Source organism: Streptomyces sp. LS-MS-L19, assembly GCF_058382285.1.
The window spans coordinates 9,871,125-9,897,571 of the sequence record NZ_JBYCLL010000001.1 but is presented as its reverse complement, the minus strand read 5'-3'; the positions used below and the strand labels follow the sequence as shown (position 1 = coordinate 9,897,571).

23 protein-coding genes are annotated in these 26,447 nt (G+C 70.8%); 7 read left to right on the top strand and 16 right to left on the bottom strand.

Annotated elements, in window-relative coordinates:
- Nucleotides 1-83 precede the first annotated feature (83 nt).
- The 3 genes from AC2XR2_RS44275 to AC2XR2_RS44265 form a co-directional block, all read right to left on the bottom strand.
- Nucleotides 84-1,454, bottom strand: coding sequence for an NAD-dependent succinate-semialdehyde dehydrogenase (locus tag AC2XR2_RS44275; RefSeq protein WP_491518370.1), 1,371 nt, complete (start codon nt 1,452-1,454; stop codon nt 84-86).
- 36 nt (nt 1,455-1,490) lie between these two features.
- Nucleotides 1,491-3,113: a flavin-containing monooxygenase gene (locus tag AC2XR2_RS44270; RefSeq protein WP_381303639.1), complete on the bottom strand. Its 1,623-nt coding sequence runs from the start codon at nt 3,111-3,113 to the stop codon at nt 1,491-1,493.
- A 193-nt stretch (nt 3,114-3,306) separates the two neighbouring features.
- On the bottom strand, nt 3,307-4,233 hold the full coding sequence (locus AC2XR2_RS44265; protein ID WP_381303637.1) for a LysR family transcriptional regulator: 927 nt from the start codon (nt 4,231-4,233) through the stop codon (nt 3,307-3,309).
- Nucleotides 4,234-4,453: 220 nt separating this feature from the next.
- Here AC2XR2_RS44265 and AC2XR2_RS44260 point away from each other — a divergent pair, with 220 nt between their 5' ends.
- The 5 genes from AC2XR2_RS44260 (at nt 4,454) to AC2XR2_RS44240 (ending at nt 10,247) form a co-directional block, all read left to right on the top strand.
- Nucleotides 4,454-5,437, top strand: coding sequence for a C-terminal binding protein (locus AC2XR2_RS44260; protein ID WP_381303635.1), 984 nt, complete (start codon nt 4,454-4,456; stop codon nt 5,435-5,437).
- A 241-nt stretch (nt 5,438-5,678) separates the two neighbouring features.
- Complete coding sequence (locus AC2XR2_RS44255) at nt 5,679-7,094, top strand: APC family permease (RefSeq protein ID WP_491518369.1); 1,416 nt, start codon at nt 5,679-5,681, stop codon at nt 7,092-7,094.
- 144 nt (nt 7,095-7,238) lie between these two features.
- Entirely contained in the window at nt 7,239-8,543 is a 1,305-nt protein-coding gene (locus tag AC2XR2_RS44250) for an FAD-dependent oxidoreductase (protein WP_491518368.1), read from the top strand.
- 1 nt (nt 8,544) lies between these two features.
- A complete protein-coding gene (locus tag AC2XR2_RS44245; protein ID WP_491518367.1) occupies nt 8,545-8,997 on the top strand; it encodes a flavodoxin domain-containing protein in 453 nt (150 codons plus the stop codon).
- Nucleotides 8,998-9,035: 38 nt separating this feature from the next.
- Complete coding sequence (locus tag AC2XR2_RS44240; protein ID WP_491518366.1) at nt 9,036-10,247, top strand: cytochrome P450; 1,212 nt, start codon at nt 9,036-9,038, stop codon at nt 10,245-10,247.
- A gap of 32 nt (nt 10,248-10,279) precedes the next feature.
- Here the strand turns inward: AC2XR2_RS44240 and AC2XR2_RS44235 are convergent, their stop codons facing one another.
- The 12 genes from AC2XR2_RS44235 to AC2XR2_RS44180 all read right to left on the bottom strand — a co-directional run bounded on the left by AC2XR2_RS44235 (nt 10,280) and on the right by AC2XR2_RS44180 (nt 22,035).
- Entirely contained in the window at nt 10,280-11,149 is an 870-nt protein-coding gene (locus tag AC2XR2_RS44235) for a 3-hydroxybutyryl-CoA dehydrogenase (RefSeq protein WP_491518365.1), read from the bottom strand.
- Nucleotides 11,146-12,774, bottom strand: coding sequence for a bifunctional 3-(3-hydroxy-phenyl)propionate/3-hydroxycinnamic acid hydroxylase (locus tag AC2XR2_RS44230; protein WP_491518364.1), 1,629 nt, complete (start codon nt 12,772-12,774; stop codon nt 11,146-11,148). Before AC2XR2_RS44230 ends, AC2XR2_RS44235 begins: the two co-directional genes overlap by 4 nt.
- A complete protein-coding gene (locus AC2XR2_RS44225) occupies nt 12,771-13,961 on the bottom strand; it encodes an acyl-CoA dehydrogenase family protein (protein WP_491518363.1) in 1,191 nt (396 codons plus the stop codon). The genes AC2XR2_RS44230 and AC2XR2_RS44225 overlap by 4 nt, the downstream gene beginning before the upstream one ends.
- A 63-nt stretch (nt 13,962-14,024) precedes the next feature.
- Entirely contained in the window at nt 14,025-15,143 is a 1,119-nt protein-coding gene (locus tag AC2XR2_RS44220) for an alcohol dehydrogenase catalytic domain-containing protein (protein ID WP_491518362.1), read from the bottom strand.
- Between the two features lie 75 nt (nt 15,144-15,218).
- Entirely contained in the window at nt 15,219-16,670 is a 1,452-nt protein-coding gene (locus AC2XR2_RS44215) for a class I adenylate-forming enzyme family protein (RefSeq protein ID WP_491518361.1), read from the bottom strand.
- Nucleotides 16,667-17,893 (bottom strand): NAD(P)/FAD-dependent oxidoreductase, encoded by a 1,227-nt coding sequence (locus AC2XR2_RS44210; protein WP_491518360.1) that lies wholly within the window; start codon nt 17,891-17,893, stop codon nt 16,667-16,669. The genes AC2XR2_RS44215 and AC2XR2_RS44210 overlap by 4 nt, the downstream gene beginning before the upstream one ends.
- Entirely contained in the window at nt 17,890-18,213 is a 324-nt protein-coding gene (locus tag AC2XR2_RS44205; protein WP_491518359.1) for a 2Fe-2S iron-sulfur cluster-binding protein, read from the bottom strand. The genes AC2XR2_RS44210 and AC2XR2_RS44205 overlap by 4 nt, the downstream gene beginning before the upstream one ends.
- Before the next feature lie 23 nt (nt 18,214-18,236).
- Complete coding sequence (locus AC2XR2_RS44200; RefSeq protein WP_491518358.1) at nt 18,237-19,436, bottom strand: cytochrome P450; 1,200 nt, start codon at nt 19,434-19,436, stop codon at nt 18,237-18,239.
- The gene (locus tag AC2XR2_RS44195; RefSeq protein ID WP_491518357.1) at nt 19,433-19,963 is read right to left on the bottom strand and encodes a cupin domain-containing protein; all 531 of its coding nucleotides are present in this window, start codon (nt 19,961-19,963) and stop codon (nt 19,433-19,435) included. The genes AC2XR2_RS44200 and AC2XR2_RS44195 overlap by 4 nt, the downstream gene beginning before the upstream one ends.
- 80 nt (nt 19,964-20,043) lie before the next feature.
- Nucleotides 20,044-20,586: a MarR family winged helix-turn-helix transcriptional regulator gene (locus tag AC2XR2_RS44190; RefSeq protein ID WP_491518356.1), complete on the bottom strand. Its 543-nt coding sequence runs from the start codon at nt 20,584-20,586 to the stop codon at nt 20,044-20,046.
- A 22-nt stretch (nt 20,587-20,608) separates the two neighbouring features.
- Nucleotides 20,609-21,457: a fumarylacetoacetate hydrolase family protein gene (locus AC2XR2_RS44185; RefSeq protein WP_491518355.1), complete on the bottom strand. Its 849-nt coding sequence runs from the start codon at nt 21,455-21,457 to the stop codon at nt 20,609-20,611.
- On the bottom strand, nt 21,454-22,035 hold the full coding sequence (locus AC2XR2_RS44180; protein WP_381303604.1) for a carboxymuconolactone decarboxylase family protein: 582 nt from the start codon (nt 22,033-22,035) through the stop codon (nt 21,454-21,456). The genes AC2XR2_RS44185 and AC2XR2_RS44180 overlap by 4 nt, the downstream gene beginning before the upstream one ends.
- 81 nt (nt 22,036-22,116) lie before the next feature.
- Between AC2XR2_RS44180 and AC2XR2_RS44175 the strand changes: the two genes are divergently transcribed.
- Both AC2XR2_RS44175 and paaZ read left to right on the top strand, forming a co-directional pair.
- Complete coding sequence (locus AC2XR2_RS44175) at nt 22,117-22,977, top strand: VOC family protein (protein ID WP_491518354.1); 861 nt, start codon at nt 22,117-22,119, stop codon at nt 22,975-22,977.
- Between the two features lie 62 nt (nt 22,978-23,039).
- On the top strand, nt 23,040-24,587 hold the full coding sequence (paaZ, locus tag AC2XR2_RS44170; protein WP_491518353.1) for a phenylacetic acid degradation bifunctional protein PaaZ: 1,548 nt from the start codon (nt 23,040-23,042) through the stop codon (nt 24,585-24,587).
- Nucleotides 24,588-24,658: 71 nt separating this feature from the next.
- Here paaZ and AC2XR2_RS44165 read toward each other — a convergent pair whose 3' ends face one another.
- On the bottom strand, nt 24,659-26,236 hold the full coding sequence (locus AC2XR2_RS44165) for a WD40 repeat domain-containing protein (RefSeq protein ID WP_491518352.1): 1,578 nt from the start codon (nt 26,234-26,236) through the stop codon (nt 24,659-24,661).
- Nucleotides 26,237-26,447: the final 211 nt, after the last annotated feature.

Genomic DNA, 26,447 nt, shown 5'->3' with positions numbered 1-26,447 from the left:
AGGGCGTTGGGTGCCGTTCACGGCTGCGCCCTGCCCGCCGGGGAGGGTTGCGGGCAGGGCGCAGTACGAGGGACGGGAAGCCGTCAGGAGAGGCGGATCATCTTCTTGTTGGCGAACTCGTCCAGGCCGAGGCGGCCGAGCTCGCGGCCGATCCCGGACGCCTTGACGCCGCCGAACGGCAGGTCGGGCTGGCTGCGGATGAGGGTGTTGAGGCCGACCATGCCGACCTCCAGGCGCTCGGCGATGTCCGCGGCGAGGTCCTCGTCGCGGGTGAACACGGCGGAGCCGAGGCCGAACCGGGAGTCGTTCGCGAGCTCGACGGCCTCCTCGACGGAGTCGACCCGGTACAGGACGGCGACGGGTCCGAAGAGTTCCTCTCTGTGGGCGCGCATGTCCGGGGTGACCCCGGTGATGACGGTGGCCGGGTAGAACGCACCGGGGCCTTCGGGGACCGCACCGCCCAGGTGCAGTTCCGCGCCCTTGGCCACGGCGTCCTCGACCTGTTCGGCGATCTCCTGCCGGCCGGACTCGGACGCCATCGGGCCGACGCGGGTGGCCGGGTTCAGCGGATCGCCGGTGTTCCACTGCTTCGCGCGGTCGAGGAACCCTTCCAGGAACCGGTCGTAGACATCGCTGTGGACGATCAGGCGCTTGGAGGAGGTGCAGGACTGGCCCGCGTTGCTGAACCGGCCGGTCGCGGCCAGGTCGAGCGCCACGTCGAGGTCGGCGTCCGGCAGGACGATGAAGGGGTCCGAGCCGCCGAGTTCGAGGACGCACTTCTTGAGATGCCGGCCGGCCTGTTCGGCCACGATCCGGCCCGCTTCCTCGGAGCCGGTGAGCGAGACGCCCCGCAGTCGGGTGTCGGCGATGAGGGCGCCGATCTGCGCGGAGGACACGATGAGGTTCTCGTAGACGCCCTTGGGGGCGTTCGCGTCGGCGACCGCGGCATCGATGAGGAGCGCCGTGCGGGTGCAGGAGCGGGCGTGCTTGAGGAGGACCGTGTTGCCCAGCAGCAGGTTGGGGGCGACGAACCGCGCGACCTGGTAGAGCGGGAAGTTCCACGGCATGATCCCGAGCACGGGGCCCGTGGGAGCCGTCCGGACGAGGGCCCGTCCCCCGGCGCCGACCTCGATCACCTCGTCGGCCAGCAGCCGGGCGCCCGCGGTGGCGTAGTACTCGTAGATCGACGCCGCGAGGTTGACCTCGCCCTCGGCCTGGGCGAGCGGTTTGCCCATCTCGGTCGCCATGGCCTCGGCGAGTTCGGCGCCGCGCTCGCGGTGCAGTGCGGCGATACGGGCCAGCACGGCGACCCGCTCCTCGACGCCGGTCCGGGCCCAGTCGCGGTAGGCGTCGGTGGCACGGGTGAGCGACTCGGCGACCTCGGTGTCGGTCATCATCGTGTACTCGGCGAGCACCTCACCGGTGAGCGGCGAGATCGTCTGGTACGTGGACATGGCTTGCTTCTCCAACCGCTTGCGGGGGGGTGTGGGTCAGACCGCGGACGGGACGCGGACCTCGTAGCTGGGGTATCCCTGGGCCGCCTCGGCCTCGGAGATCGCGATGAACCGGTCGAGACCGCCGACGTAGAAGTTGGCCGTCCGGGCCTTGCGCTTGCCGGGGATGTTGTTGCCGAAGATCCACGACCCGGTTTCCAGGAACAGGGAGCCCTTGAGCGCGTCGAGGCAGGCCTGGAGCCAGTTCTCCTCGGCCTCCTCGCGCAGCCAGATGGAGGCGCCCGGGGTGTCCTTGACGCTCTTGGCGGCCCGGGCGATCCACTTGGCCTGGACGCCGATGGCGGAGGGGTTGTTGACGAACGGGCCGTTGGGTCCGAGGACCATGAACAGGTTCGGGAAGCCGGCCACGGTCATGCCCATGTGGCTGCGGGGGGCGTCGGCCCAGTGTTCCTTGAGGGTCCTGCCGCCGGTGCCGCGGATGTCCATGTTCCGGTAGCTGCCCTCGACGGCGTCGAAGCCGGTGGCCAGCACCAGGACGTCGAGTTCGTGGAGGGTGCCGTCCTGCGTGACGACGCCGCCGGGCACGAACTCCTCGATGGGGTTCTCTCGGGTGCTGACCAGGGTGACGTGGGGCTGGTTGAAGATCTCGAAGTAGCCGGAGTCGCAGATGGGGCGCCGGGCGAACAGCTCGGTAGGGGTGAGCTTGCGGGCCGTCTCCGGGTCCTTGACGATCTCCTTGATCTTCCGCTTGATGAAGTCGGCGGCGAGCTCGTTGGCGGCGCGGTCGCTGGTGACGTCGCAGAAGGTCTCGTTGGCGAAGGTGTAGTTGCCGCCCTTGCGCCAGGCCCACTCGAAGATGGCCTCGCGCTCCTCCGCCGAGACGCTCCAGATGCTGCGGGTGGTCTCGTCGACTCCGAAGCCGATCTTGGAGGTGCGGAACTCCTCCCAGCGGTCCTCGCAGGTGGCCTTGAACTGCTCCAGCTCGGCCTCGGACCACTCGCGGTTGCCGGCCGGGACGGTGTACTGCGCGGTGCGCTGGAAGGAGGTCAGGTGGGCCACGCTCTTGGCGGCCTCGGTCATGAACTGGATGCCGGTGGAGCCGTTGCCGATGACGCCGATGCGCAGGCCCGTGATGTCGAGGTCCTCGGGCCAGTCGGCGGTGTGGACGACACGGCCCTCGAAGCGGTCGATGCCGGGGAAGTCGGGGACGTTGATCCGGGAGAGCAGGCCGGCTGCGGTGACGAGGAACCGGGCGCGGAACTCGCCCTTGTCGGTGACGACGTGCCAGCGCGCGTCCTGCTCGTCGAAGGCCGCGCTGACCAGAGTGGTCTCCAGCTGGATCCGGGAGCGCAGGTCCCAGAAGTCGACGGCGTCCTCGACGTACCGGCGGATCTCGGGGCCGGGGACGTAGCGGGTACGCCAGTCGGTGCGCTGGAACAGCTCGCGGTCGTAGGGCAGTTGGTACATGAAGCTCTGGGTGTCGGAGAGCGCGCCGGGGTAGCGGTTCCAGTACCAGGTGCCGCCGACCTTCGGCGCCTTGTCGATGGCGATCGCGTCGAGACCGGCGTCGGCGGTGAGGGTGCGCAGTGCCATGACGCCGCCCATGCCGGTTCCCACGACGAGTGCATCGATCTCACGAGCGGTTTCTTCGCTGCCCATTCATTGCTCCTTTGCGGGATCTCACGCACAGAAAAGCGACTTTGTTTCAGCGAGATTGCCGGAAGGGAGTCGCGTGCGATTTCGACAACGCGACGTTACGTCCGGGAAATGTTGATCGCCAGACATCATTGATGCGAAGGCGACGGACGATTGTTTCCTTAACTGCAATGATCGATGCGGCCACGCGGGCGTTTCAGGCGACAGCGGCCGGGCGCCCCTGGGGCAAACAACGGCGCAGGTGTCCGAGCGCGGCCTCTACGGGCCGGTCCGCACGCCCCGCCCGCCACGCCGCACGCAGGTGGACATCGGGCACGAGTTCGCATTCGCGTCGGGCCAGCGGGATGAAGACGACGTTGGGGTTGGCCGTCGAACGGGACACGGAGTGCAGGGCGAGATGGCAGCCGACTTCGGCTCCGACCAGCGCCAGACAGGAGGAGGTGTCGGGGGCGAACTGGACGTTGTTGACGCCGCCCACCCCGTGCGCGTAGCCGAGGCGCCACAGCCGGTCGGTGGTGACCGACCCGGTGGCGTAGGGCAGGGAGACGAACGGCTCGGCGGCCACGTCCTGGAAGGAGACGACCTGCGCGCCGGCGAGCCGGTGGGTTCGGGGCACGGCGACCACGAGGGAGTCGTCGATCAGGACCTCGCTGTCGAGGCCGGGAGGCAGGTTGTCGAAGCGGCCGAGCCCGACGTCGACCTCTTTGTCCAGCAGGCGGCGGATCGTCGGCCTGGAGACGGCCTGCGAGGTCAGATCCAGCCGGATGCCGGGGTGATCGGCGCGCATTCCACGGGACAGGGCGGCCACCAGGGGGTGTGCCGCGACCCCGCAGAACTCGACCCGCACGGTGCCGGACTCGCCGGACACGGCGGCACTGACGGCGGCTTCGGCGACGGCGACCGCCGCGAGGACCTCCCGGGCCGGCTCCATGAGGGCCTTGCCTGCGGGTGTGAGGGAGACCGAGCGGGTGTTCCGCTCGAACAGGCGGCTGCCGACCTCCCCCTCAAGGGCCTGGATGGTGCGGCTCAGGGGCGCCTGGGCCATGAAGAGCTGCTCCGCCGCGCGACCGAAGTGCAGGTGTTCGGCGACCGCGAGGAAAGCCTGAAGTTGTCGCACGTTCACGGTCGTACACCTCCGCTTGTGACGCTCGACACCCACCATAGGCTAACGTCCGTTAGTTAGCTAGAGTCTCGTGGCATCCAGATTGATCCGGTTCCGACAACACACCGTTTCCAGTTCGGATGTATTCCGACCTCACCGCGCGGGACCCGTTGACTGCCGGTTCGGCGGTCCTTACGTTTCATTTCACTTTCCCCGCGAACAGTTTTAGGCGGCCGTTGAAATGTCTCTTGCAAGCATCACCGAATTCCCGGCCGGCACCGGAGAGCACGCGGGTGGTCTGCTCCTTGTCGGACCGCAGCAATATCCGAGCCTGGAGCGCGAGCGGGCACTGGCCGAGGAGTTCGGACTGGACTTCGCGGTGGCACCGGACCGGCAGGCCTTCCGCGACGCGATCCCGGAAGCGACCGTCGTGATGGTGACCCCGTACGCGCCGGTGGAGGCCCAGGACTTCGCCGCGATGAAGAAGTGCATCGCCGTGGTGCGGTACGGGATCGGCTACGACAACATCGACGTGGCGGCCGCCCGGACGAAGGGCGTGCCGGTGGCGATCGTGCCGGGGGCGGCGACCGAGGAGGTCGCGTCGCACGCGCTCACCATGGGGCTGCTGCTGGCGCGGCGCATCCCGGCGGGCCAGTCGGCCATCGAGGCAGGCCAGTGGGCGGGCAGCGTCGGGATGGACACGCCACGCTTCTCGCAACTGGACGTCGCGGTCGTGGGCATGGGCCGGATCGGCCGCCAGGTCGCCCGCTGGTACGCGGCCCTGGGCACGAACGTCCGCGCCTACGACCCGTTCGCGACCTTCGACTCGGTGCCGGCCGCGCCACTGAAGGAACTGCTCGAACAGTCCGACGTGGTGTCGCTGCACCTGCCGCTGTCGGCCACGACCAGGAACCTGGTGTCGGCCGAGGTCATCCGGCGCATGCGGCCGCGCTCGGTCCTCGTCAACGTCTCGCGCGGCGGGCTCGTCGACGAGACCGCGCTGGCGGAGGCGCTGCGCGCCGGCCATCTGGCGGGTGCGGGCCTGGACACCTTCACCACCGAACCGCTGCCTGCGGATCACGTCCTGCGCGGCGTGCCGAACCTGGTCATGACCCCGCACGTCGCGTGGCGGTCCGACCTGGCCATGGACGCGCTCCAGGAGGCCGTCGTACTGCGCGCCCGGCAGGCCCTGACGGGCCGGCCGCTGTCCGACCTGGTCACCTGACCGGACCGGCAGCGCGCCGCCCCCCTCTCCCCCCACACCCGAACGTCTGCGCGGGCACTGACGCCGGCGCAGCGAGCTCCACGCGGTGAGCGCGTCCTGAGCAGGACGGCATCCGCCGAGAGGCGACACCAACCCCAAAAGGCCCCGCGGTAGCTCGGGTGGGCCCCACCAGGAAGAGAAACTCATGGCACGACACGAGCAGGTCCCCACCGTGAGTGGTGAAAGACGAAAGGCGGAAGTCGTGGATCAGCCGCGACGACTGCGGGGCAACATGGGCGTCGGAGAGCTCGCCATGAGCGTGCTCGCGTTCTCCGCGCCGCTGACGACGGTGGCGGGCTTCATCCCCGTGCTGCTGATGTACGGCGGCAAGACCGGACCGGCGATCTACCTCGTGGCCACGGTCGTACTCCTGGCCTTCTGTGTCGGCTTCACCCTGATGGGCCGCACCGTGCCCAACCCCGGTGGCTTCTACGCCTTCGTGACGCAGGGTCTCGGCCGCTCGGCCGGTCTGGGCGGCGCGTTCCTGGCGACGTTCGGCTACTTCATGATCGGGTTCTTCGCCCCGCCGTTCTTCGCCATCACCGTCCAGAGCTACGTCGAGAAGAACCTCGGCGGCCCCCACATCGCGTGGGGCTGGTACGCGCTGGCGATCGTGGCGGTGACCACCGCGCTGGCCTACCGGCGCATCGACCTCTCGGCGAAGGTGCTGACCGCGGTCATGGTGCTCGAAGTCGTCGTCGTGGTGATCTTCGACGTCGCGTCCTTCGCGCACGGGGCCCCGTCCGGCACCGGGGGTGCCTCGCTGGGGCTGCCCTGGGTCACCGACCCCAACATCGGTCTCGCCCTCCTGTTCGTGGTCGGCAACTTCTTCGGCTTCGAGGCCACCGTCATCTTCCGCGAGGAGGTCAAGGACCCCGACCGGACGATCCCCCGGGCCACCTACCTGTCCGTCGCGGGCATCGGTGTCTTCTACGCCCTGGCGGCGTGGGCCTACATCGCCTTCACGGGTGCCGACAAGGCACAGTCGGTCGCCACGGCCAACCTCGGCGGACTGTTCACCGACGCGATGACCGCACTGGTCGGCAAGACCGTGGTGGACGTCGTCACCGTGCTGCTGATGACCTCGATCCTGGCGTCGATGCTGTCCATCCACAACGTCACGGCGCGGTACATGTACTCCCTCGGTACCGACGGCGTGGTGCCGACGGCGCTCGGCAAGGTGCATCCCCGACACGGGTCGCCGTACCTGGCCGCGTCCATCATCGGCGGGCTGTGGGCGATCGGCGTGGTCCTGTTCGTGGCACTGGGCAGCGACCCGAACGTCCTGTACGCGCGTGCGTCCGGCATCGGATCCTTCGCGATCCTGCTGCTCCTGTTCGCGGCGAGCGTGGCGGTGTTCTTCTACTTCCGCCGCAATCCGTCCTCCGAGCCCGCGTGGAAGACCGCGGTGGCGCCGCTCGTGTCGGCCGCCGGGGTCGGCGTGGTGGCGTACCTGGCGGTGGCGAACTACTCGGACCTGCTCGGCGGCTCCGGCTTCGTCACGTCGTTCTTCCTGTTCTTCACCTTCGCCCTGTTCCTCGCCGGGATGGTCCACGCGCGGGTGCTGCGCGGCCGGCGTCCCGAGGTCTACCAGCGCATCGGGCGCCAGGAACTGTGACGGCTTTCCACTGACGGCGGCCGACCTCGACCGAGCGATCGCGTCCCTCGCGGGAACGAGGTCGGCACCCTCTTCGCTAACTATCGTTAGTTAGCTATCGTTGATCGCATCGGTCGAACCCCTTCCGCAGCAACCGAGGTAGCCATGAGAACTCCGGCAGAGACAGCGCCGAACCGGCCGACCGCCGCCACCGGCGACGCAGTCCCGTTCCGGGTCGCGGTCGTCGGCGCCGGCCCCAGCGGGTGCTACACGGCCCAGGCTCTGCGCAAGGGGCAGCCGGACATCGAGATCGTCGTCCTCGACTCCCTGCCGACGCCCTTCGGACTGGTCCGGTACGGCATCGCGCCGGACCACCAGGGCGCCAAAGCCGTGTCGCGTCAGTTCGAGCGGGTCTTCGCACAGCCGGGAGTCGAGTTCGTCGGGAACGTGTCCGTCGGGACCGACGTCGGCTTCGAGTCGCTTCTCGAGAACTTCCACGCCGTCGTCCTCGCCACCGGGCTGGGGGCCGACCGGCACCTGGGCATCGACCAGGATCCGGACGCCCGGGTCGTCGGAGCGGGCGACCTGATCCGGCTGCTGAACTCCGACCCGGACTCCCGCCTGCGCCGTCGGCGGGACGGTCTCGACAGCCTCGGCACCGAGGTCGTCATCATCGGCACCGGGAACGTCGCGGTGGACGTGGCACGGCTGCTGGCCAAGTCCGACCTCGACTTCATCGCGTCCGACGTCGACGACGACGCGCTGCGCACGGTGGCACCGGCCCCTGTGCGGACCATCCACATCCTGGGGCGCTGTCCGTCGCATCTGGCGAAGTGGGACACCTCGATGGTGAAGGAACTCGCCCAGGTCGTGGGTGTCCACGTGACCGTGGACGGCGCACCTCTGCTCGGTGAGCCCGAGGTTTCCCCGCGGACCACGGTGGATGTGCGCTTCGAACGGGTCCCGGTCTCGATCCGCCGGCACGACGGCCGGATCCGCGTGACGACGCACCGCGCCGGCGACAGCCACCTGGCCGACCATCTCGACGCCGACACCGTCATCACGGCACTCGGGTTCGACTCCTCCGCGGCACAGGCGGCGCGGTTCGACGGCCTCGATGCGCCGAACGTGTTCCGCGTGGGCGGTCCGGCCACCGGCCGACTGGGCAATCTCGCGGAGAACCGGAAGCTCGCGGCGGACACGGTGAAGGACATCCTCGCCTTCCTCCGCGGCCGGGAGCACCGGCCCCGTGCGGGCCTTGACGGGCTGCGCGGCCAACTGCCCGCCTCTGCGGTGGGCTTCGAGGCGTGGCGGCGCATCGACGACGCGGAGATCCGGCGCGCCCGGCCCGACAGGTGCCGGACCAAGTTCACCACCAGGGACGAACTCCTCGCCGCGGCGGCGGATTCCGCCGTCCTCCCTTCCACACCGCTGGCCACGACCGGGCCATCGACAACCCAGGAGAAGTGACATGACCGTCGTACACGTCCTGTTCGGGACCGAGTCGGGCAATGCGGAGATGGTCGCCGACGACATCGCCGCCGCCTTCGGCGAGCAGGGATTCGAAGCCGTCACCTCGGAACTGACCGATGTCGAAGTGTCCGACCTGGCGGGCATGGAGATCGCCGTGTTCGTGAGCTCCACCTACGGGGAGGGTGGACTGCCGGAGACGGCGGGGCCGTTCTACGACGCGCTCGTCACGGAACGCCCGGACCTGACCGGTGTGCGGTTCGCGGCGTTCGGGCTGGGCGACAGCGTCTACGAAACGTTCAACAACGCCATCGAGACCCTCCGTACCGCTCTCCTGGAGCTCGGTGCGGAGCAGATCGGGACCACGGCCAGGCACGACGCCGCCTCTACGACCCCGGCCACCGACCTCGCCGAAGCCTGGGCCCGGGACCTCCTGACTCTTGTGACCGTCTGACCACCGCCCCCGGCCCGACCAGACCCGAAGGAATGACCATGAGCCTGACCATCGAGGACGCCTCGGCACTGTTCCCCTGGAACGACGAGAAGTTCCGGGCCGACCCGTATCCGGCGTACGAGCGGGCGCGGGCGATCGCGCCGGTGCACCGGACGACGGAGAACACCTACGTGGTGCTGAACCACGCGGACACCCTGCACCACGCGAAACGTCCGTGCATGCGGATCGCGGAGCCGCCGTCCTTCGCCGTGCCCGGTGCGCCGCCGCACCCGTGGACCGCGTTCGACAACACGGTCCTGTCGAAGGACGCACCCGAACACACCAGGATGCGGCGGCTCACGAACCGCTGGCTGACGCCGAAGAAGATCGGCACCTGGGCTCAGCTGACGCATGACTTCACGGTCGAGGCGCTCGACCGGCTCACTCCCGGCGAGGTGGTGGACGCCCACTTCGACCTCGGCGTCCTGCCGACCCATCTGACGATGTGCCGCATCCTCGACATGCCCGTCGGGGACGTGGAGGGGATGTTCTGGGCGCTGTGGGACGCGATGCTCATCAACGCGACCGCACCGGGCGAGGGCATCCACGCCAGGTCGCTGGCCGGCATGAACTTCATGTTCGCCGAGACCGAGCGGTACGTACGGGAGAAGCAGACCGCCGACGAGCCCGGGGACGGGCTGGTCGACGAACTCCTCGCCGCTCACGGGCGTGGTGAGCTGACCTGGCGTGAGGTGCTGGAGACCACGGTGCTGCTGTACATGTCGGGCGGCCCGAACCCGGCCTACCTCATCGGCGCCGGATTCAAGCTGTTCGCCGAACGGCCGGACCTGATGGCGGAGTTCGGCCGGCGCCCCGAGATCCGGGACGCCTTCATCAACGAACTGGCACGTCTGAACCCGGTGGAGCTCATCATCACCCGCTTCCCGAACGAGGACATCGAGATCCAGGGCGTCCACATCGCCGCCGGTTCGTGCATCAAGTACCCGATCGGCGCCGCGAACCGCGACCCGGCGGTGTTCGAGAACCCCAACGAGTTCGACTACAACCGACCGCCCGACGCCAGCCGGAACCTGACCTTCGGCCTCGGTACCCACGCCTGCGCCGGACAGTTGCTGGCGCGGGCCGAGACCAGCGCGATCCTCGGCCTCGTAGCCGAGCGGTACTCCTCGGTCGAACTCGCCGGCGACCCCATCGAGGTCCGCACCGACCGACTGGTCGCCTTCGACAAACTGCCCGTCCGGCTCTCCTGAGCCAGTCCCGGAGAACGCCCCGCCCCGCCCCGTCAGCGGTGCGCGGTGTACTCGTGGAAGCCACGCCCCGACTTCCGGCCCAGGCGGCCGGCCCCCACCATGCGCAGCAACAGGGGCGGTGCGGCATGCCGGGGGTCCTTGTACTCCTCGTACATCGCACCGGCGATCGCGGCGAGGGTGTCCAGGCCGATGAGGTCGGCGAGGCTCAGTGGACCCATGGGGTGGGCGCAGCCCAGGACCATGCCGGTGTCGATGTCCTTCGCCGAGGCATGGCCGGACTCCAGCATGCGGATCGCGGAGAGGAGGTACGGCACCAGCAGCGCGTTCACCACGAAGCCGGCGCGGTCCTGTGAGCGGATGACCTGCTTGCCCAGGACCGCGGTGGCGAAGTGCTCGGCCCTGGAGAGCGTTTCGGGACTGGTCAGCAGGGAGGGGACGAGCTCGACCAGTTCCAGGACGGGCACGGGGTTGAAGAAGTGCACCCCGATGACCTGGTGCGGCCGGGTGGTGGCCGTGCCCAGCGTCATGACGGGCAGGGACGAGGTGTTGGAGGCGAGGATCGCGTCGGGGCGCAGCACGATCCGGTCGAGGTCGGCGAAGAGGCCGGCCTTGACCCGCTCGTCCTCCGTGGCCGCCTCCACCACCACGTCCCGGTCGGCGAGGTCCCGGAGGTCGGTGGTGACCCGGAGCCTGGTCAGGGCGGCGTCGCGTTCGTCGTCCGGGAGGCCTCCGCGTCGTACAGCGCGGTCCAGTGAGGCGGTGATCCGCGACAGTCCCGCCCGGGCGGTGTCAGCGTCACGCTCGTGGACGATCACGTCCAGGCCGGCCCTGGCGCAGATCTCGGCGATGCCCGCGCCCATCTGTCCGCAGCCGACGACGCCGGCCCGCGCGATGTCCGTCACGCCACACCTCGTTCCCGCCCGGGAGGAACGGACAGGAGATGGGCCCAGGGGCGCAACTGCCGGTCCGCACTGCCCAGCAGGCCAGCGACGTAGTCCGCACCACGGGTGCCACCGAAGACGTAGTGGTCCGGACGGGCGAGTACGGCCGCGCACGACCGCCGACGCATCCACTCGTCGAGTACCGGCCCCGACTCCCGGTACTCATCGGTCCGCGTCGGTGTGTCCTCCGTGGTCATGCGGACCAGCCGCAGCGGAAAGCCGCCCGCCGCGCGATGGGCCGACACCGCCCGCTCGACGGCCGCGGAGTCCGCGTCGTGCCGGACCACCAGCCGGAAGGTGCTCCCGGTGAACGTGTCGAGCAGACCCTCCCGGCCCCGGGCGTCCGTGACCGTGGGCTGCGGCAGCAGGTCGCCCCGGGCCGGGAAACCCACGGGAGCGAGGAAGCCGTCCGACAGGCCGGGGATGAGGGACTGACGGACGATTCCCTCGGGCCGGGCCGCCAGTTCGGCGAGCAGTTCGGCGTCGCGTGCCGCAGCGGCGGCGTCGTCGCGTTCGCAGATGATCCTGCCCAGTTCCTTGGCGGCCAGCGTCACCTGCCGGACATGCGGCTCCCGTTCCCGCTGGTAGGTGTCCAGCAGCGGCTCCTCGGCGACGCCCCTCAGACGGAGTGCCAGCTTCCACAGCAGGTTGGAGGCGTCGCGGATGCCCTGGCACATGCCCTGCGCGAGGAACGGCGGGGTCATGTGGGCGGAGTCGCCCAGGAAGAACACCCGCCCGGCGCGCCACTGCCGCAGGACCAGCGCGTGGAAGCGGTAACTGGACGCGCGCCACAGGTCGTAGTCCCCCGCGTCGAGCCAGCGGGAGAGCAGTCCCCTTACGAACTCCTCCCGGGACACCTCCTCCGGGTCCTCGCCCGGGTTGATCATGAACTCCCAGCGGCGGAGGTTGCCGGGGCCCACGACGAAGGTGCTGGGGCGCGCGGTCTCGCAGTACTGGACGTTGGTCCGGGGAAGGTCCTGGCCGGCGCCGGAGCGCAGCAGGACGTCCACCACCAGCCAGGGTTCGTCGAACTCCAGGTCGCGCATGCCCAGGCCCAGCCCGGTGCGCAGGGGACTGGCACCGCCGTCGCAGGCCAGGACGTACCGGGCCCGCAGGGTGCGGTGCCTCCCCGACAGATCGGTCGCCTCGACGCGGGCGCACCCGTCGTCCAGCCGTACGCCCGTCACCTCCGTGCCGAGAAGCACCTCGACGTCCGTGCACTGCTCCAGACGTTGTCGCAGCGCGCCTTCCAACCGGGGCTGGAGGAAGACGTAGTTGGGCGCCCAGCCGAGCAGGTGGGGCGGTGGTGCGGTGCCGATGCGTCTGACGACCCGCCCTTCGGCGTTGCGGTACTCGGAGGGCCGGTAGGGCATGACGTGCGGCGCGATCGCGTCGGCCAGGCCGAGACCGGCGAAGACCCGCATGGCCTCCTGGTCGAAGCCGATGGCCCGCGGGCGGGGCTCGATCTGTGTTGCCCGGTCCACGGCGATGACGCGAAGCCCCAGGTCGTGGGCGAGGTTGGCGGCGGTGGCGCCCACCGGTCCGAGGCCCACGACCACCACGTCCGCGTCCAGGATGTCGGTCACCGGAAGGCCGCCTGCCCGGTCAGCGCCTGGCCGATCATCAGCGTGTGCATCTCGACGGTGCCCTCGTAGGTGAGGATCGACTCCAGGTTGTTGGCGTGCCTCATCACCGGGTACTCCAGCGAGATGCCGTTGGCGCCCAGCACGGTCCGCGCGGTGCGGCAGATCTCCAGCGCGGCACGGGTGTTGTTGAGCTTGCCGTAACTGACCTGCTCGGGGCGCAGACCCCGGGCGTCCTTGACACGGCCCAGGTGGAAGGCGAGCAGCGTGCCCTTCGCCAACTCCAGGGACATGTCGGTGAGTTTGGCCTGCGTGAGCTGGAAGGAGCTGATCGGGCGGCCGAACTGGACGCGGTCACCGGCGTAGGCCAGCGCAGCCCGGAAGGCCGACCGAGCGGCGCCCATCGCGCCCCAGGCGATGCCGTAGCGGGCCTCGTTGAGGCAGGACAGCGGGCCCCGCAGGCCGCGCACCTCCGGCAGGACGGCCGTCGACGGCAACCGCACGGAGTCCAGCACGAGTTCACTCGTCACCGAAGCCCGCAGCGACATCTTGTGCTTGATGGCGGGGGCCGCGAAGCCGGGGGTGTCGGTGGGGACGACGAAGCCGCGGACGCCGTCGTCGGTGCGGGCCCAGACGACGGCCACGTCCGCGACCGAGCCGTTGGTGATCCACATCTTGCGGCCGTCGAGGACCCAGTCGTCGCCGTCCCGGCGGGCGGCGGTGCGCATACTGCCCGGGTCGGAGCCGGAGTCCGGCTCGGTGAGGCCGAAGCAGCCGATGGCGGTGCCGGCGGCCAGCCTCGGCAGCCACTCCTGTTTCTGCTCCTCCGAGCCGAAGGCATGGATCGCGAACATGGCCAGCGAGCCCTGGACCGAGACCAGGGAGCGCAGTCCGGAGTCGGTGGCCTCCAGTTCCAGACAGGCCAGGCCGTAGTCGACGGCGCTCATGCCCGCGCAGCCGTAGCCCTCCAAGTGCATTCCGAGCAGGCCGAGTTCGCCGAGTTCCTTGGTGAGGCCGCGGATGTCCGCGATCTCGCCCTGCTCGAACCACTCGGTGATGTGGGGTTCGACGCGGCGGTCGCAGAAGGTGCGGACGGCGTCGCGCACGGCACGTTCGTCCGGGGTCAGCAGGCTGTCGAGTTCGAGGAGGTCGAGTGGGTCGGCCGGACGCGGGGCGTGCTGGGCGTGCATGGGTGCTCCAAACAGAGGACGGGGGGGCCGCCGGCCAGGGGAGTATTGCCGACGGCCCCCGGCTCACGAGGTGGCGGTCGGGCTGATGATGAAGTTGCTGAAGCCGCCGTTGCGTACGGCGATTCCGCTGATGGCCTCGTTGACCTGCTCCAGGGGGTACACGGTGTGCTCCAGCGGGCTCAGGTCCAGCAGTCCGGCCCCCACCATGTCGGCCATGGTCTGGCCCTCGGCGGACGTGAACCACGCCGAGCCGATCAGCCGCAGCTGCTGGTCCATCATCCGGTGGATGTCGATCGGCAGATCACCGGCGACGGCACCGATGTTGACGGCGATTCCGCCGCGGGCCATCGCCCGCATGCCCGCCCGGAACGTCTCGTGCGGTGCCCCGGGGCCGAGGGCGTCGACGTAGATGTCGACGCCGTAGCCGCCGGTCTCCTCGCGGACCCAGTCGTCGAGCGGGCCGTCATCCAGGGAGTGCAGGCGCAGTCGGCCGCCGGCCAGCTTGCCGACCTGGTCGAGCAGGGCCTTGTCGCGGCCGGTGCCGTACACATGGGTGAGTCCCATGGCGGGGGCGAGGAGCGCGGCCGCGATGCCCAGGGTGCCGCTGATGCCGTTGATCAGGATCGTCTTGCCCGGACCCGCCTCGGCCTTGCGCAGTGCCGAGTACATGGTGCCGAGGTAACCGAAGCGGGCGGCGGCCTCGAAGGAGAGCGCGTCCGGCAGCTTCACCAGGCTGTATGCCGGGGCCACCGTGTACTCGGCGAGACCGCCCTGGTAGCGGTCGAGGAGGTCTACGGCGGTGGCGGAGAAGCCGAAGTACCCGGCGAAGGCGTAGCTGGCGCAGTTGATGGAGTCGCCGCTGCGGCAGGAGCGGCAGGACCCGCAGGAGCGGCCCGGGTTGACGTACACCCGGTCGCCCGGCTTGAACGCCTGGACGCCCGCACCGACGGACTCCACCACCCCCGCGGGATCGAGCCCGAAGATCGCCGGCAGGGTCGGCAGGGGGCTGTCCGGGAACCAAGTGGTCCACATGTTGAGGATGTTGGCGAGGTTCGGAACGATGTTGACGGCGTGCACGGCCACGCGGACATCGCCGGGGCCGGGCTCGGGAACGGGCAGTTCCTCGATCCTCATCGGCTCGCCGACCTTGTGCATCCGCGCGGCTCGCATGGTCGCACTCATGGCGTCTCCTCGGGTACGGGAGGGAGAGACGGCACCACGGCGGCGCGGTCTCGGGAAGTTGTGGGGGGTGTGGGGTCAGTCGTCCAGCAGCGTCGTCAGTCGCGCGCGCTGCAACTTTCCGGTGGCCCCGCGGGGCAGGGCCGGTACGACGCACAGCCGCCGGGGCCACTTGTGCCGGGCGAGCCGGCCGTCGAGGTGGGCGCGCAGGTCGTCCAGGGTGGGGGTGCCCGAGTCGGTGACCAGGAAGGCGGTCACCAGTTCGCCCCAGACCGGGTCGGGCGCCCCGGAGACGGCGACCTCGACGACGCCGGGGAAGCCGGCGAGCGCGTTCTCCACCTCGGCGGGGTCGACGTTCTCGCCGCCGGTGATGATGGTGTCCTTCAGCCGGCCGACGACCTCCAGCCGGCCGGACGCGTCGAACCGTCCCCGGTCCCCCGTGCGGAACCAGCCCTCGTCGTCGGTGACGGGCACCGGCCCGGCGGCGGTCCGGTACGCGGCGGCCACGGACGGACCCCGCACCCAGATCTCGCCGGGCGTGCCCGCCGGGGCGGGTGATCCGGCCGCGTCCACGACCCTCACCTCGGCCCGCGGGACGGGCGATCCGGTGGAACCGGCCGGGTCGTCCGGCGCGGAGTAGGTCACTCCGGCCGCGGTCTCCGTGAGGCCGTAGGAGTCGACCACCCCGATCCCGCGCGCCCGGAACTGCTCGCGGGTGGCGGTCTGGGCCGGTGAGCCTCCGGACAGGATCCAGCGCAGGGTGTCCAGGTCGCCGTCGGCGAAGCGGGGATGGCGGGCCAGCAGGGCGGACATGGCCGGTACGGCGAACGCGCACGTGACCCGGTGGTCGCGGACCAGGTCGATGAACAGGCCGGGCTCGAAGCGCGGGGCCAGGATCACCGTGCCGCGTCGCGCCCAGACGCACTGCGGGAGTCCGCCCAGTACGGCGACATGGGCCAGCGGGGTGGAGATCAGCGCGGTGTCGTTCTCCCCGAAGGGCATCCGGGCCAGGCCGCCGGCCATGCTCCAGTACAGGTTGTCGTGGGTCAGTGCAACGCCCTTGGGGCGGCCCGAGGTGCCGGAGGTGAACGCGATGACGGCGGTGTCGGACCCGGTCGGAAGGTCGGAGGGGGCGGCTTCGGGTCCGTCGTCCTCGGGATGCAGCTCCTGCCAGGTCAGTCGCAGTCCTGTGCCCGCCGGGAAGCCCTCGTCGCAGACCACGGCCGCCGGTTCGGTCTCCTCGCACACCACCGCGAGTTCGCCGCCGGTCACCTGCGGGTGCAGCGGCACGAGCACCGCCCCCATCCGCGTCACCGCGAACAGCGTGATCAGCGCCTCGGGCCGGGCGGCCCCCTGCATCACCACCCGGTCGCCGCTGCGCACCCCGGACTTGTCGAGCCGGGCGATCGTGCGCCGTACGGCGAGGTCGAGTTCGGCGTAGGTCCAGGTCCGGTCCTCGAAGACCAGGGCGGTCCGGGAAGGGGCCTCGGCCGCGCTGGTGACGAGGTGGGCGCCGAATGTGGCGGTCATCTGCGCACCTCCGCGGTGCGTGCGGCGCGGGCGAGGGCGCCGAGGGTGGTCCCCGCGAGGTCGGCGGCCGAGACCGGCGTCCGCCGTTCCAGCATTCGGCGCGCGGCCAGGTGTTCGGCGGGCCAGTTCAGGGTCTCCACGGCCACCAGCAGGTCGTCTCGGAAGGCGTACGCGGCCAGCCGCTCCGCCGTGTCGCCGGGCACGAGGTGAACGGCGTCCGAGGGCGAACGCAGCCCGGCGATCTGCAACTTGACGTCCCCTTGGTCGCTCCAGAACCACGGCAGGTTCTCGTACGGGGCGGCGGACCCGGTGATGCGGCGCGCGACCAGCGCGCCCTGGTCGACGGCGTTCTGCACGGACTCGAGTCGTACCGGTCCGTCCGCTCGCGGATGGGGATGGCGGGCGCAGTCGCCGACGGCGGAGACGCGGGGGTCGGTCACCGAGCGCAGCTGCTCGTCGACCAGCACCCCGTCGTGTACCGCCAGTCCGGCCTGCCGGGCGAGTTCGTCGCGGGGCACCGCGCCGATGCCGTACACCACGAGGTCGGCGGGCAGGACACCCTGTTCGGTGACGACCCGCTCGACGCGTCCCTCCCCTTCCAGGGCGCGGACGGCGGTGCCGGTGAGGATCCGGATGCCGGCGCGCTCGTGGCGCTGTCGCAGGCTCGGCTCCAGTTCGGCCGACACGGCTCGGCTCAGCAGCCGGCTGGCCAGCTCCACCACGGTCACGCGAGCGCCGCCGGCCAGGGCGACCCGGGCCAGTTCGAGGCCGATGAAGCCGCCGCCGACGACCACGACGTCCCGGGCCGTCGTCAGGGCCCGGCCGATCGTCAGGGCGTCGTCGAGGGAGCGCAGGGCGTGCACGCCGGGCAGTTCGGCGCCGGGGACGGGCAGCGGACGGTTCCGTGCACCCGTCGCCAGCACCAGGTGGTCGTAGGAGACCCTGGTGCCGGTCCCGGTGAGGACGGTGCGGGCAGCGAGGTCGAGGGCGGTCACCTCGTCCCCGAGGCGCAGGTCGATGTCACGGTCGCGGTAGAAGGACTCCGGCACCAGCTCGACCCGGACGGGACCGGTGTGCGCCTTCTTCGACAACGGCGGCCGCTGGTACGGAGGATGGGGCTCGGCGGCGAGCACGGTGACCGGACCGTCGTAGCCGGAGGCGCGCAGTGTCGAGGCGACGCTGAACCCGGCCTGTCCGCCGCCGACCACGATCACGCCGGTCATACCTGCTCCTCGGGCACGTGGACCAGCAGTCCGTCGAGCGTGTCGGTGAGCCGGACCTGGCAGCTGAGGCGGCTGGTGGGCCGGCGTTCGGCGGCGGTGAAGTCCAGCATCTCGTCCTCCACCTCGTTCGGCGGGCCCACCAGGTCGGACTGGGCGGCGGCGACGTAGACGTGACAGGTGGCGCAGGAGGCGTTTCCCCCGCATTCGGCGACGATGCCGTCGACGCCGTTCGCGACGGCGGCCTGCATGAGCACGGTCCCCGACTCGGCGGTGACCTTGCGTTCGGTCCCGTCGGGCGACCGGAAGATGACGGTGGGCATGAGGTCCTCCCGATGGGGACGGCTCAGGGGGTGTGCCAGGTGACGTGCAGCGAGGTGAGCCCGCGGAACACCCAGCCGTCCAGACGGTCGGGGGTCTCTTCGGCGAGACGGAGTCCCTTGAGGCGGCTGAAGACGAGGGGCCAGGCGATGGCGCTGACCTCGTGGCGCGCGACCCACGCGCCCATGCAGAAGTGCGGTCCGCCGCCGAAGGCGAGGTGGGGTCGGTGCGGGCGGTCCGGGTCGAACTCGTCGGCCCGCTCGAAGACCGACTCGTCCCGGTTGCCGGAGGCGATGACGAGGGCCACCCGGCTGCCGGCCGGCAGGGTCACCCCGGCTATCTCGTGGTCCTGGGTCAGCTGGCGCGGATACATGCCGATCGGCGAGATCCAGCGCGCCGTCTCCTCGAAGACCCGCTTCCAGGTCGCCGGGTCCTTGAGCACCCGTTCAAGGAGCTCGGGGCGGTGCAGCAGCGCCCAGACCCCGACGCCGAAGACGTCGCGGGGTTCATTGACGCCTCCGCCGATGATGACCTTGACGTTGTTCCGGATCTCGGTGGGCGACACCGGGTCGGCGGCGTGGACCATGGCGGAGATCACCGAGCCGTCGGGGGTGTCCCGGACCGCGTCGGCGGCCTCGTCCACCGCAGCCTCGATGGCGCGGGTGGCCTCCTCGGCGCGCAGCCAGATGCGGGGGTCGTCGGCGTAGTTGCCGTTGGCGGCCATCATCGCCCGCGACCAGTCGGCGATGTCGTGGGCGCTCGCGGTGCGCAGCCCGAGGACCAGGGCCAGGTTGGCCGCGGCGAGCGGTTCGGCGAAGTCGGCGATCAGATCGGCCTCGCCGCGGGATGCGATCCGGTCGAGCAGTGCGTGCGCGGTGCGCTCGAAGCCGGCCGCCCACAGGTCGCGGACCTGGCGGGGGCGGGTGGGCGGTTCGGCGGCGGCCCGCAGGCGCCGGTGGACGGGGTCGTCCTCACGGAGCAGGTTGGGCCCGACGGTCCGCAGGAGGAGCGAGCCCTCCTCTCGGGAGCTGAAGACCTCGTGCAGCTTCTCGGCGCGGACGATGTCCTCGTAGCGGGTCAGCAGGTGGCGGCCCACCGAGGGGACCCAGGCCAGCGGCGCGCCGCGGCGCAGCTCGGCGTAGGCGGGGTAGGGGTCGTGGCGCAGCTCGGCGAGGTCGAGCTCGATGACGGGTGCGCCGGGCGCCGCCGTCGTCAGGGCGCTCATGACGTCCCGCCCGCGCCGATCAGGACGAAGAAGAGGGTGGCGGGCTCGGTGCCGAGGTTGCGCCAGGCGTGGCGGGTGCCGTTCTGCACGACCAGGTCGCCGGGCTTGAGGACCGCGGTCTCGCCGCCGTCGAGGTCAAGGACGATCTCGCCGCTGAGGACGACCCCGTAGTCGACGGTGGGCGTGGTGTGCATGCCCGGGTTGTCGATCTCGAACAGCTCGGCCAGGCCGGGCGTGCCCTCCAGCTGTTCGGCGCCGGCCGCTGCGGGGTCCCAGCCGGGGTCGGCGTAGACACTGGCGGGAGGGAAGGTGACGGTCAGGGCGATGGTCTCGCCGGGCGCCGGTATGTAGGACTTCAGAGACGGTGTCGGATCGTCCGACGGGGCGGCGGGAGCGGCCGTGTTCCACACCAGGGAGCGGGCGAAGCCGGGGGTGTGGACGTACTGGCGGGTGACGGGCGGCTCTCCGTCGCTCGCGATCACGGGCTTGCCACTGGGATCGACACCGGTGACGACACGACGGACCATGATTCTCTCCCTTGAGAAACCAAGCAATTGTTAGATGCTTGACGGTAAAAGGCCTGACGGTTTTCGGCGCCGCGGCCCTGTCACTCCGCGGTCGGAGTCTCCTGGTTGACCAGCGTGCGCAGCAGATGGACCAGTTCACTGAGCTGGTCGTCCCGCAGTACGCCGGTCCACGCCCGCTCGCGCAGGGTCTGGGCCTCGATCGCCTTGCGGAGCGTCTCGCGCCCGTCCTCGGTCAGCTTGACGAAGAGCTGCCGCCGGTCGGACTCGACGCGCTCGCGGCTGACCAGGCCCCGGCTCTCCAGGGTCGCCAGCGCGCTGGAGATGCTGGCCCGGGTGGATCCGGAGAACCGGCCGATGTCCTGCTGGCCGAGCGGGCCGTAGACCCACAGGGCGTTCAGGATCCGGAAGCCCGCCCAGGTCAGTCCGAGCGGCCGGTGCACGTGCTTCTCGAAGTCCTTGGTGAGCCGGGCTTCGAGGCGGGTGAGGTCGGTGACCATCTCGATCGCGTCGAGGTCCCGGGGATCGGTCGTGCCCAGCTCACGATGGTGGTGGCGCAGCAGCTCCGAGAACTCCCGGGTCCGGCTCGCCGCGCCGGCCCCCGTCTCGCGCTCGGTGTCGGTCACGATGTCCCGCCCTTCCCTCTGCCTAGCCCGCCACGACCGGATTGACCATAGTGCCCACGCCCGTGACCTCGGTGCGCAGGACCTTGCCCTCGGTGAGATACAGCCGCGGTGTGCGGCGGACCCCGCAGCCGGCCGGGGTGCCGGTGAAGATCAGGTCGCCGGGCTCGAACGTCACCCGCTTCGACAGCCAGGCGATCAGCGCGGGCACCGGGAAGATCAGGTCCGAGGTGCGGCCCCGCTGCACCTCCAGGTCGTCGACCCAGCCGGCGACCTCGATGTCGTCCGGGTCCTCGAACTCGTCGACGGTCACCAGGAAGGGGCCGATCGGGCTGAAGGTGTCGTACGACTTCGGCAGCGTGAACTGGTTGATCGGCTTGCGCCACTGCTCGCGCCGGTCGCTGATGTCCTGGCCCGCGGTCACACCGGCCACGTACGACCAGGCGTCCGCCTCCGGGATGTTCTTGCCGGTCCGGCCCATCACCACGACCAGTTCGGCCTCGAAGTCGACCTTGTCGTACTGCGGCTCCACCACGATCGCGTCGTACGGGCCGACCACCGAGGTGGCGAACTTGGCGAACACCGACGGCTCTTCGGGGACCGGGAGGTTCGACTCCTCGGCGTGCGCACGGTAGTTGAGGGCCACCCCGATCGCCTTGTACGGCTTGGCGACCCGGGACAGGTCACGCGGGTCGAACTCCTTCCAGTCCGCCTCCGCGGCACGCTCGGCGAGAGCACGCAGTTCGTCGTGGAGGGAGAGGTCGGACAGGACCTCCAGGCGCGCCTCGATCGCGCCCTTGCTGGCGTCGGCGATGTCGAGGGCACGGTCCCCCCGCACGAGAACGGGGCGGCCGGCCAGGTTGGCGAGCTTCATGCGGGCACTTCCTTCGAGGCGTCGAGGGCGGGGAGGGGCAGGGCGAGGTCACCCTCGGTGCGGACGCCGAGCGTGTTGATGACGGTGGCGACGGTCAGGTACTGGCCGACGGTGTAGAGGACGTCGATGACCTGCTCGGTGCTCAGGTGCGCCGACAGCCGGTCCCACAGCTCGTCGTCGATGTTCTGGCTCTCGACGAGCGAATCGGTGGCGGTCAGCAGCACGCGGTCCAGCTCGTCCAGGCCTTCCCAGGCGCCGGTCGCGGCGGCGAGGATCGTCTCGTCGGCGAGGCCCGCCCGGCGGGCGATCCGCACGTGCTGGTCCCACTCGTAGGCCGCCTGCGCCCGGGCGGCGATCCGCAGGATCATCAGCTCCCGTGACGTCAGCGGCAGGGTGTTCTTGCCCAGCACGTGGTTGCTGAAGACGAGGTAGCGGCGCAGTGCGTCCTCGTGGTGGGCCAGGGTGGCCCAGATCGCATAGATCCGGCCGTCCTGGTCGCGGTACGGCGCCAGCGACGCCAGCGTCTTCTCCTGCAGGTCCGCCTCGTCGACGGGGAGCAGGCGGGGCTTCTCCGGCATCGGAGTCCTCCTCGGCTCGATGACGGCAACGTATTCGTCAGAACCTTGACCGTCAAGGGTCTAACAAATACCGTCTTCGTCATGACGATCCAGAGCCTTGGTTACGTGGGGATCGGCACGCCCGATCCGGCAGCGTGGGCGGAGTACGCCCGCAACGTGATCGGACTCGCCGTCGATAACGGCGAGCCCGACGACCCCGTGCGCCACCGGCTGCGGATGGACCAGCATCCGTTCCGCATGTGGCTCACGGAAGCCGCGGTGGGCGGTGTCTCGGTCATCGGCTGGGAGCTGCGTGACGCGGTCGCCGTGGACGAGATGACCGTGCGGCTGAAGGAGGCCGACGTCGACGTGACGGCGGGCACCGAGGAGGAGTGCCGGGACCGCCAGGTGACCCGGATGGTGCACTTCACCGGCCCCGCCGGGATCCGCACCGAGCTGTTCTGCGGGCGCCGGCTGGCGCAGAGCCAGTTCGTCTCGCCGCTCGGCGTCGACTTCGTCACCGGCGACCAGGGGCTCGGACACGTGGTGATGAAGACACCGCACGTCCAGGAGGCGGTGGACTTCTACCGCGACGTCCTGGGCTTCCGGCTCAGCGACACCGCCGACTACCCCTGGGGCACCTTCTACTTCCTGGGCTGCAATCCCCGCCATCACAGCGTCGCCTTCGTCCGCTCGTACAAGAACGAGGGCACCCACCACATCCTGTGCGAGGTGACCACCCCGGAGGAGGTCGGCCGGGCCCTCGACCGCACGCGCGAGTACGACGTGAAGCTCATGGCCACGCTCGGCAAGCACGCCAACGACGGGATGTTCTCGTTCTACATGACCTCGCCCGCCGGCTTCGGCATCGAGATCGGCGCGGGCGGGGTGCAGGTCGACGAGGACACCTGGGTCAGCCGCACGTACACGGCCGACATCTGGGGCCACCACCCGGTGCCGTAGCCCTTCGCTCCCCGACACGTCTGAAGAAACCCGACACGTCTGAAGAAAGCGGGCCCCAGCCCATGCTTCTCGAAAGCTATCTGCAGGACACCTGGGTCACCCCGGCGGACAGCGGCGCCACCGACGTACTCGACGCCGTCACGGGCGAGTCGGTCTGCCGTGTCTCCTCCGCGGGTCTTGACCTCGCGGGCGCCTTCGACCACGCCCGCCGAGCCGGCGGCCCGGCACTGCGCGCGCTCACCTTCCACCAGCGGGCCGACCTCCTGGAGGCCCTCGCCACGGTCGTACGGTCCCGCCGTGAGGAGCTCTACGCCCTCTCCGCCCGAGCCGGAGCGACGCTGAACGACGCCCGCCACGACATCGACGGCGGCATCCGCGTCCTGCGCGACTACGCCGCGCGCGCCCGCGCCGAACTGCCGGACACCTCCTACCTCGTCGAAGGCCCCGCCGAACGCCTGGCCCGTGGCGAGGACTTCCTGGGCGTCCACCTCGTCACCCCCTCCCCCGGTCTGATGCTCCAGGTGAACGCCTTCAACTTCCCCGTCTGGGCACCCCTGGAGAAGCTGGCCCAGGCCGTGCTGGCGGGCATGCCGAGCGTGGTGAAACCGGCCACCCCGACCGCGTACCTCACCGAGCACCTGGTCCGCATCATCACCGACACCGATGTCCTGCCGCCCGGCGCCGTGCAGTTGGTGGCCGGCTCGGTACGTCCGGCGCTCGACCTGCTCCGCGAGCAGGACGTCCTCTCCTTCACCGGCTCCGCCGCCACCGCCGAGACCCTGCGCACCCACTCCAACCTGGTCGCCCGCTCCATTCGCTTCAACGCCGAGGCCGACTCCGTCAACGCCGTCGTACTGGCCCCCGACGTCACGCCGGATTCACCGCTGTTCGAGGCGTTCGTACGGGAGGTCGTCACCGAGATGACGGTCAAGGCGGGCCAGAAGTGCACGGCCATCCGCCGCGTGCTCGTGCCCCGCGAACACGAGGGCGCCGCGCTCGACGCGATCGCGTCCCGGCTCGCCGGGGTGAGCATCGGCAACCCCGCCGCGGAGGGTGTGCGGATGGGCCCGGTCGTCAACCTCGCCCAGCGTGAGGACGTACGACGGGCGGTGCGGGCCATCGCCGCGTCCGGGCGCTTCGTCCACGGCGACCCGGCCAAGGTGCGCGTGGTGGACGCCGACCCCGAGCGGGGCGCCTTCCTGGACACCCTGCTGATCTCCGCCGACCCCGACGCCGCCGCGCCTCACGAGGTCGAGCCCTTCGGCCCGGCCGCCACCGTCCTCGCCTACCGCGACACCGCCCACGCCACCGACCTGCTGGCCCGCGGCCGGGGCAGCCTCGCCGCCTCGCTGGTCGGCGACGACCTCGCCTGGACGACCGCCTTCGTCCGGGACGCGGCCCCCTGGCACGGCCGACTGCACCTGCTGGACTCGACGAACCTGAATCAGACCACCGGACACGGCTCCCCCCTGCCCGCACTCAGACACGGCGGGCCCGGACGGGCCGGCGGCGGATCGGAACTGGCGGGTGTCAGGGGCGTGGTGGAGCTGATGCAGCGCACCGGGGTGCAGGCATCACGGCGGATGCTGGCGGCGCTCCAGAGCCGGTAGTGCGAGCTCCGGGTGAGACCCGGCGCATGTGATGCCGACACGAGTCTGCTCGCTGTACCGTCCGGCTCCTGCTATGTACACAGGCGGTGGTACGGCGCGTCGGGGATGTACGTGTGCCACTGGGCTCGGGTCAGGTCGGCGCCGCCGGTCCGGGCGCACACCAGGGAGACGGCGCGGCCCGGATCCACCACGTAACGCTGGAGCGGGACATGCCCGCTGCCTGCGTAGAGAGTGCGGTTGTCGCGGCTGAAGGCGAGGGTGTCGATGCTCTCGCCGGGGGTGGGCAGCGGGCCGCCGAGGGGCTGCTGGGTGGCGGTGTCCCAGAGTTGGAGGGTGCCCGCGGCGCCTCCCACGGCCAGGGTGCCGCCGTCGGGGCTGAAGGCGAGGGCCGTAACGGCTTCGGCGTCGTCCGAGTCGGTGTCGGAGTCGGAGTCGGTGCCGAACGGGACGGGGAAGACACTGCGCAGGATGCCCGCGCGGTGGCGGACGGTTCCGTCCCACAGGGCCACGCGGCCGGTCTGGTCGCCCACCGCCAGGCGGCTGCCGTCGGGAGAGAAGGCGAGGGCACCGACCTCACCGTCCTGGACGAGGTCGCGGGCGAGCGCCCGGCCCGCGCGGACGACCAGACCGTCGAAGACGACGAGGTTCCTGGAGGGGCTGACAACCAGCTGGGAGCCGGTCCGTCCGTTCAGTACGGCGGTCCTGCGCCGTCGGGTCGTGTCCCAGGTCTCCTCGATGACGTCCCCGAGGTGCGACACCCGGGCGAGGTGCAGGGTGCGGCCGTCGGGCCCCAGGGCAACGTCGACCGCGGCTCCGGTGGCCGAGGGTGTCGCCAGGTCCAAGGTGCCCCGCTCGTGTTCGCGGGCCACGTCCCAGAACGTCAGTCGCTGCGGCGCCGCCTCCCGGCCTGGGACGGTGACCCCGTAGGCGAGCGTGCCGCCCTCGGGGCTGAACGCCAGCAGGGGCAGGGTGTCGCGCGGCACGACCGGCCACGTACGGTCGGCGGACACCGGGAGCGGCGAGGAGGGCAGTGTGCGCAGCAGGTGGCCGTCGCGGGTGTCGCGCAGCTCGAAGACGTAGCGGTCGCCGATGAGTTCGGCGGTGGCGAGCGTATGGTCGTCCGGGCTCAGCCGGACAGCGCCGACGAGGTTCTTGCGCCAGGAGGCGGTGGCCGTCGTCGTGAGATCGAGGGTGTGGACGGTACCGGCCTCTAGATAGCGCAGGAGAGGCCGGTCGCGGTCCCAGGCGAATCCGTGCTCAAGACGCTGGTTGCCGAGGGGATACCGGAACACCGGTGCGCCCGGGGCGGACAGGCGCCACACGCTGACCTCCCGGCGGTCGGCCGTCGCCAGGAACGTCCCGTCCGGGCTCAGTGCGGCGAACCGGGCTTTCGGATCCGGTAGTACGGCGACCCGACGTCCCGAGACGGTGTTCCAGATCCGCAGGTCGTCGGGGCCGAGGAGCACGAGTCTGCCGCGGGTGAGCGCAAGGGTGGTGAGGTCGTTGTCGCAGGTGCCTCTGGCGGTGTTCCAGGCGCCGGGCAGCTCGCGATGCCCGGCGATGTTCCAGACCTGTGGGGTCCGCCCTTCGGGGCAAACGGCGAGCTGCCGGCCGTCGGCGTCGACGGCCACGCCGGACTCAGCGGCCACCAGGCGCCTCTGCCTCGCAAGCATAGTGAGGACGCCTGGCGGCCGGACCGCCCCCTCTCGCGGCAGATAGATGCTGACGCCCTCCAACCATGATGGCCTCCGCCACCCCCTTCGCCGCAAGTCTCGCCTCAAGGTCATTCTCGTTGGCGTGGCCATGGTCGGGGTAGCGGCGATACTCCCGGCGGACCAGGTGAGCGCTGTCGCTCAGGCG

What these genes read in the sequence shown, in the direction of transcription:
- AC2XR2_RS44205 (WP_491518359.1), bottom strand. Translation starts at nt 18,213, where the DNA reads ATGCCCACCGTCATCTTCCGGTCGCCCGACGGGACCGAACGCAAGGTC.
- paaZ (WP_491518353.1), top strand. Translation starts at nt 23,040, where the DNA reads ATGCTTCTCGAAAGCTATCTGCAGGACACCTGGGTCACCCCGGCGGAC.
- AC2XR2_RS44270 (WP_381303639.1), bottom strand. Translation starts at nt 3,113, where the DNA reads ATGGGCAGCGAAGAAACCGCTCGTGAGATCGATGCACTCGTCGTGGGA.
- AC2XR2_RS44215 (WP_491518361.1), bottom strand. Translation starts at nt 16,670, where the DNA reads ATGACCGCCACATTCGGCGCCCACCTCGTCACCAGCGCGGCCGAGGCC.
- AC2XR2_RS44210 (WP_491518360.1), bottom strand. Translation starts at nt 17,893, where the DNA reads ATGACCGGCGTGATCGTGGTCGGCGGCGGACAGGCCGGGTTCAGCGTC.
- AC2XR2_RS44175 (WP_491518354.1), top strand. Translation starts at nt 22,117, where the DNA reads ATGACGATCCAGAGCCTTGGTTACGTGGGGATCGGCACGCCCGATCCG.
- AC2XR2_RS44180 (WP_381303604.1), bottom strand. Translation starts at nt 22,035, where the DNA reads ATGCCGGAGAAGCCCCGCCTGCTCCCCGTCGACGAGGCGGACCTGCAG.
- AC2XR2_RS44250 (WP_491518368.1), top strand. Translation starts at nt 7,239, where the DNA reads ATGAGAACTCCGGCAGAGACAGCGCCGAACCGGCCGACCGCCGCCACC.
- AC2XR2_RS44220 (WP_491518362.1), bottom strand. Translation starts at nt 15,143, where the DNA reads ATGAGTGCGACCATGCGAGCCGCGCGGATGCACAAGGTCGGCGAGCCG.
- AC2XR2_RS44185 (WP_491518355.1), bottom strand. Translation starts at nt 21,457, where the DNA reads ATGAAGCTCGCCAACCTGGCCGGCCGCCCCGTTCTCGTGCGGGGGGAC.
- AC2XR2_RS44225 (WP_491518363.1), bottom strand. Translation starts at nt 13,961, where the DNA reads ATGCACGCCCAGCACGCCCCGCGTCCGGCCGACCCACTCGACCTCCTC.
- AC2XR2_RS44200 (WP_491518358.1), bottom strand. Translation starts at nt 19,436, where the DNA reads ATGAGCGCCCTGACGACGGCGGCGCCCGGCGCACCCGTCATCGAGCTC.
- AC2XR2_RS44240 (WP_491518366.1), top strand. Translation starts at nt 9,036, where the DNA reads ATGAGCCTGACCATCGAGGACGCCTCGGCACTGTTCCCCTGGAACGAC.
- AC2XR2_RS44275 (WP_491518370.1), bottom strand. Translation starts at nt 1,454, where the DNA reads ATGTCCACGTACCAGACGATCTCGCCGCTCACCGGTGAGGTGCTCGCC.
- AC2XR2_RS44195 (WP_491518357.1), bottom strand. Translation starts at nt 19,963, where the DNA reads ATGGTCCGTCGTGTCGTCACCGGTGTCGATCCCAGTGGCAAGCCCGTG.
- AC2XR2_RS44260 (WP_381303635.1), top strand. Translation starts at nt 4,454, where the DNA reads ATGTCTCTTGCAAGCATCACCGAATTCCCGGCCGGCACCGGAGAGCAC.
- AC2XR2_RS44245 (WP_491518367.1), top strand. Translation starts at nt 8,545, where the DNA reads ATGACCGTCGTACACGTCCTGTTCGGGACCGAGTCGGGCAATGCGGAG.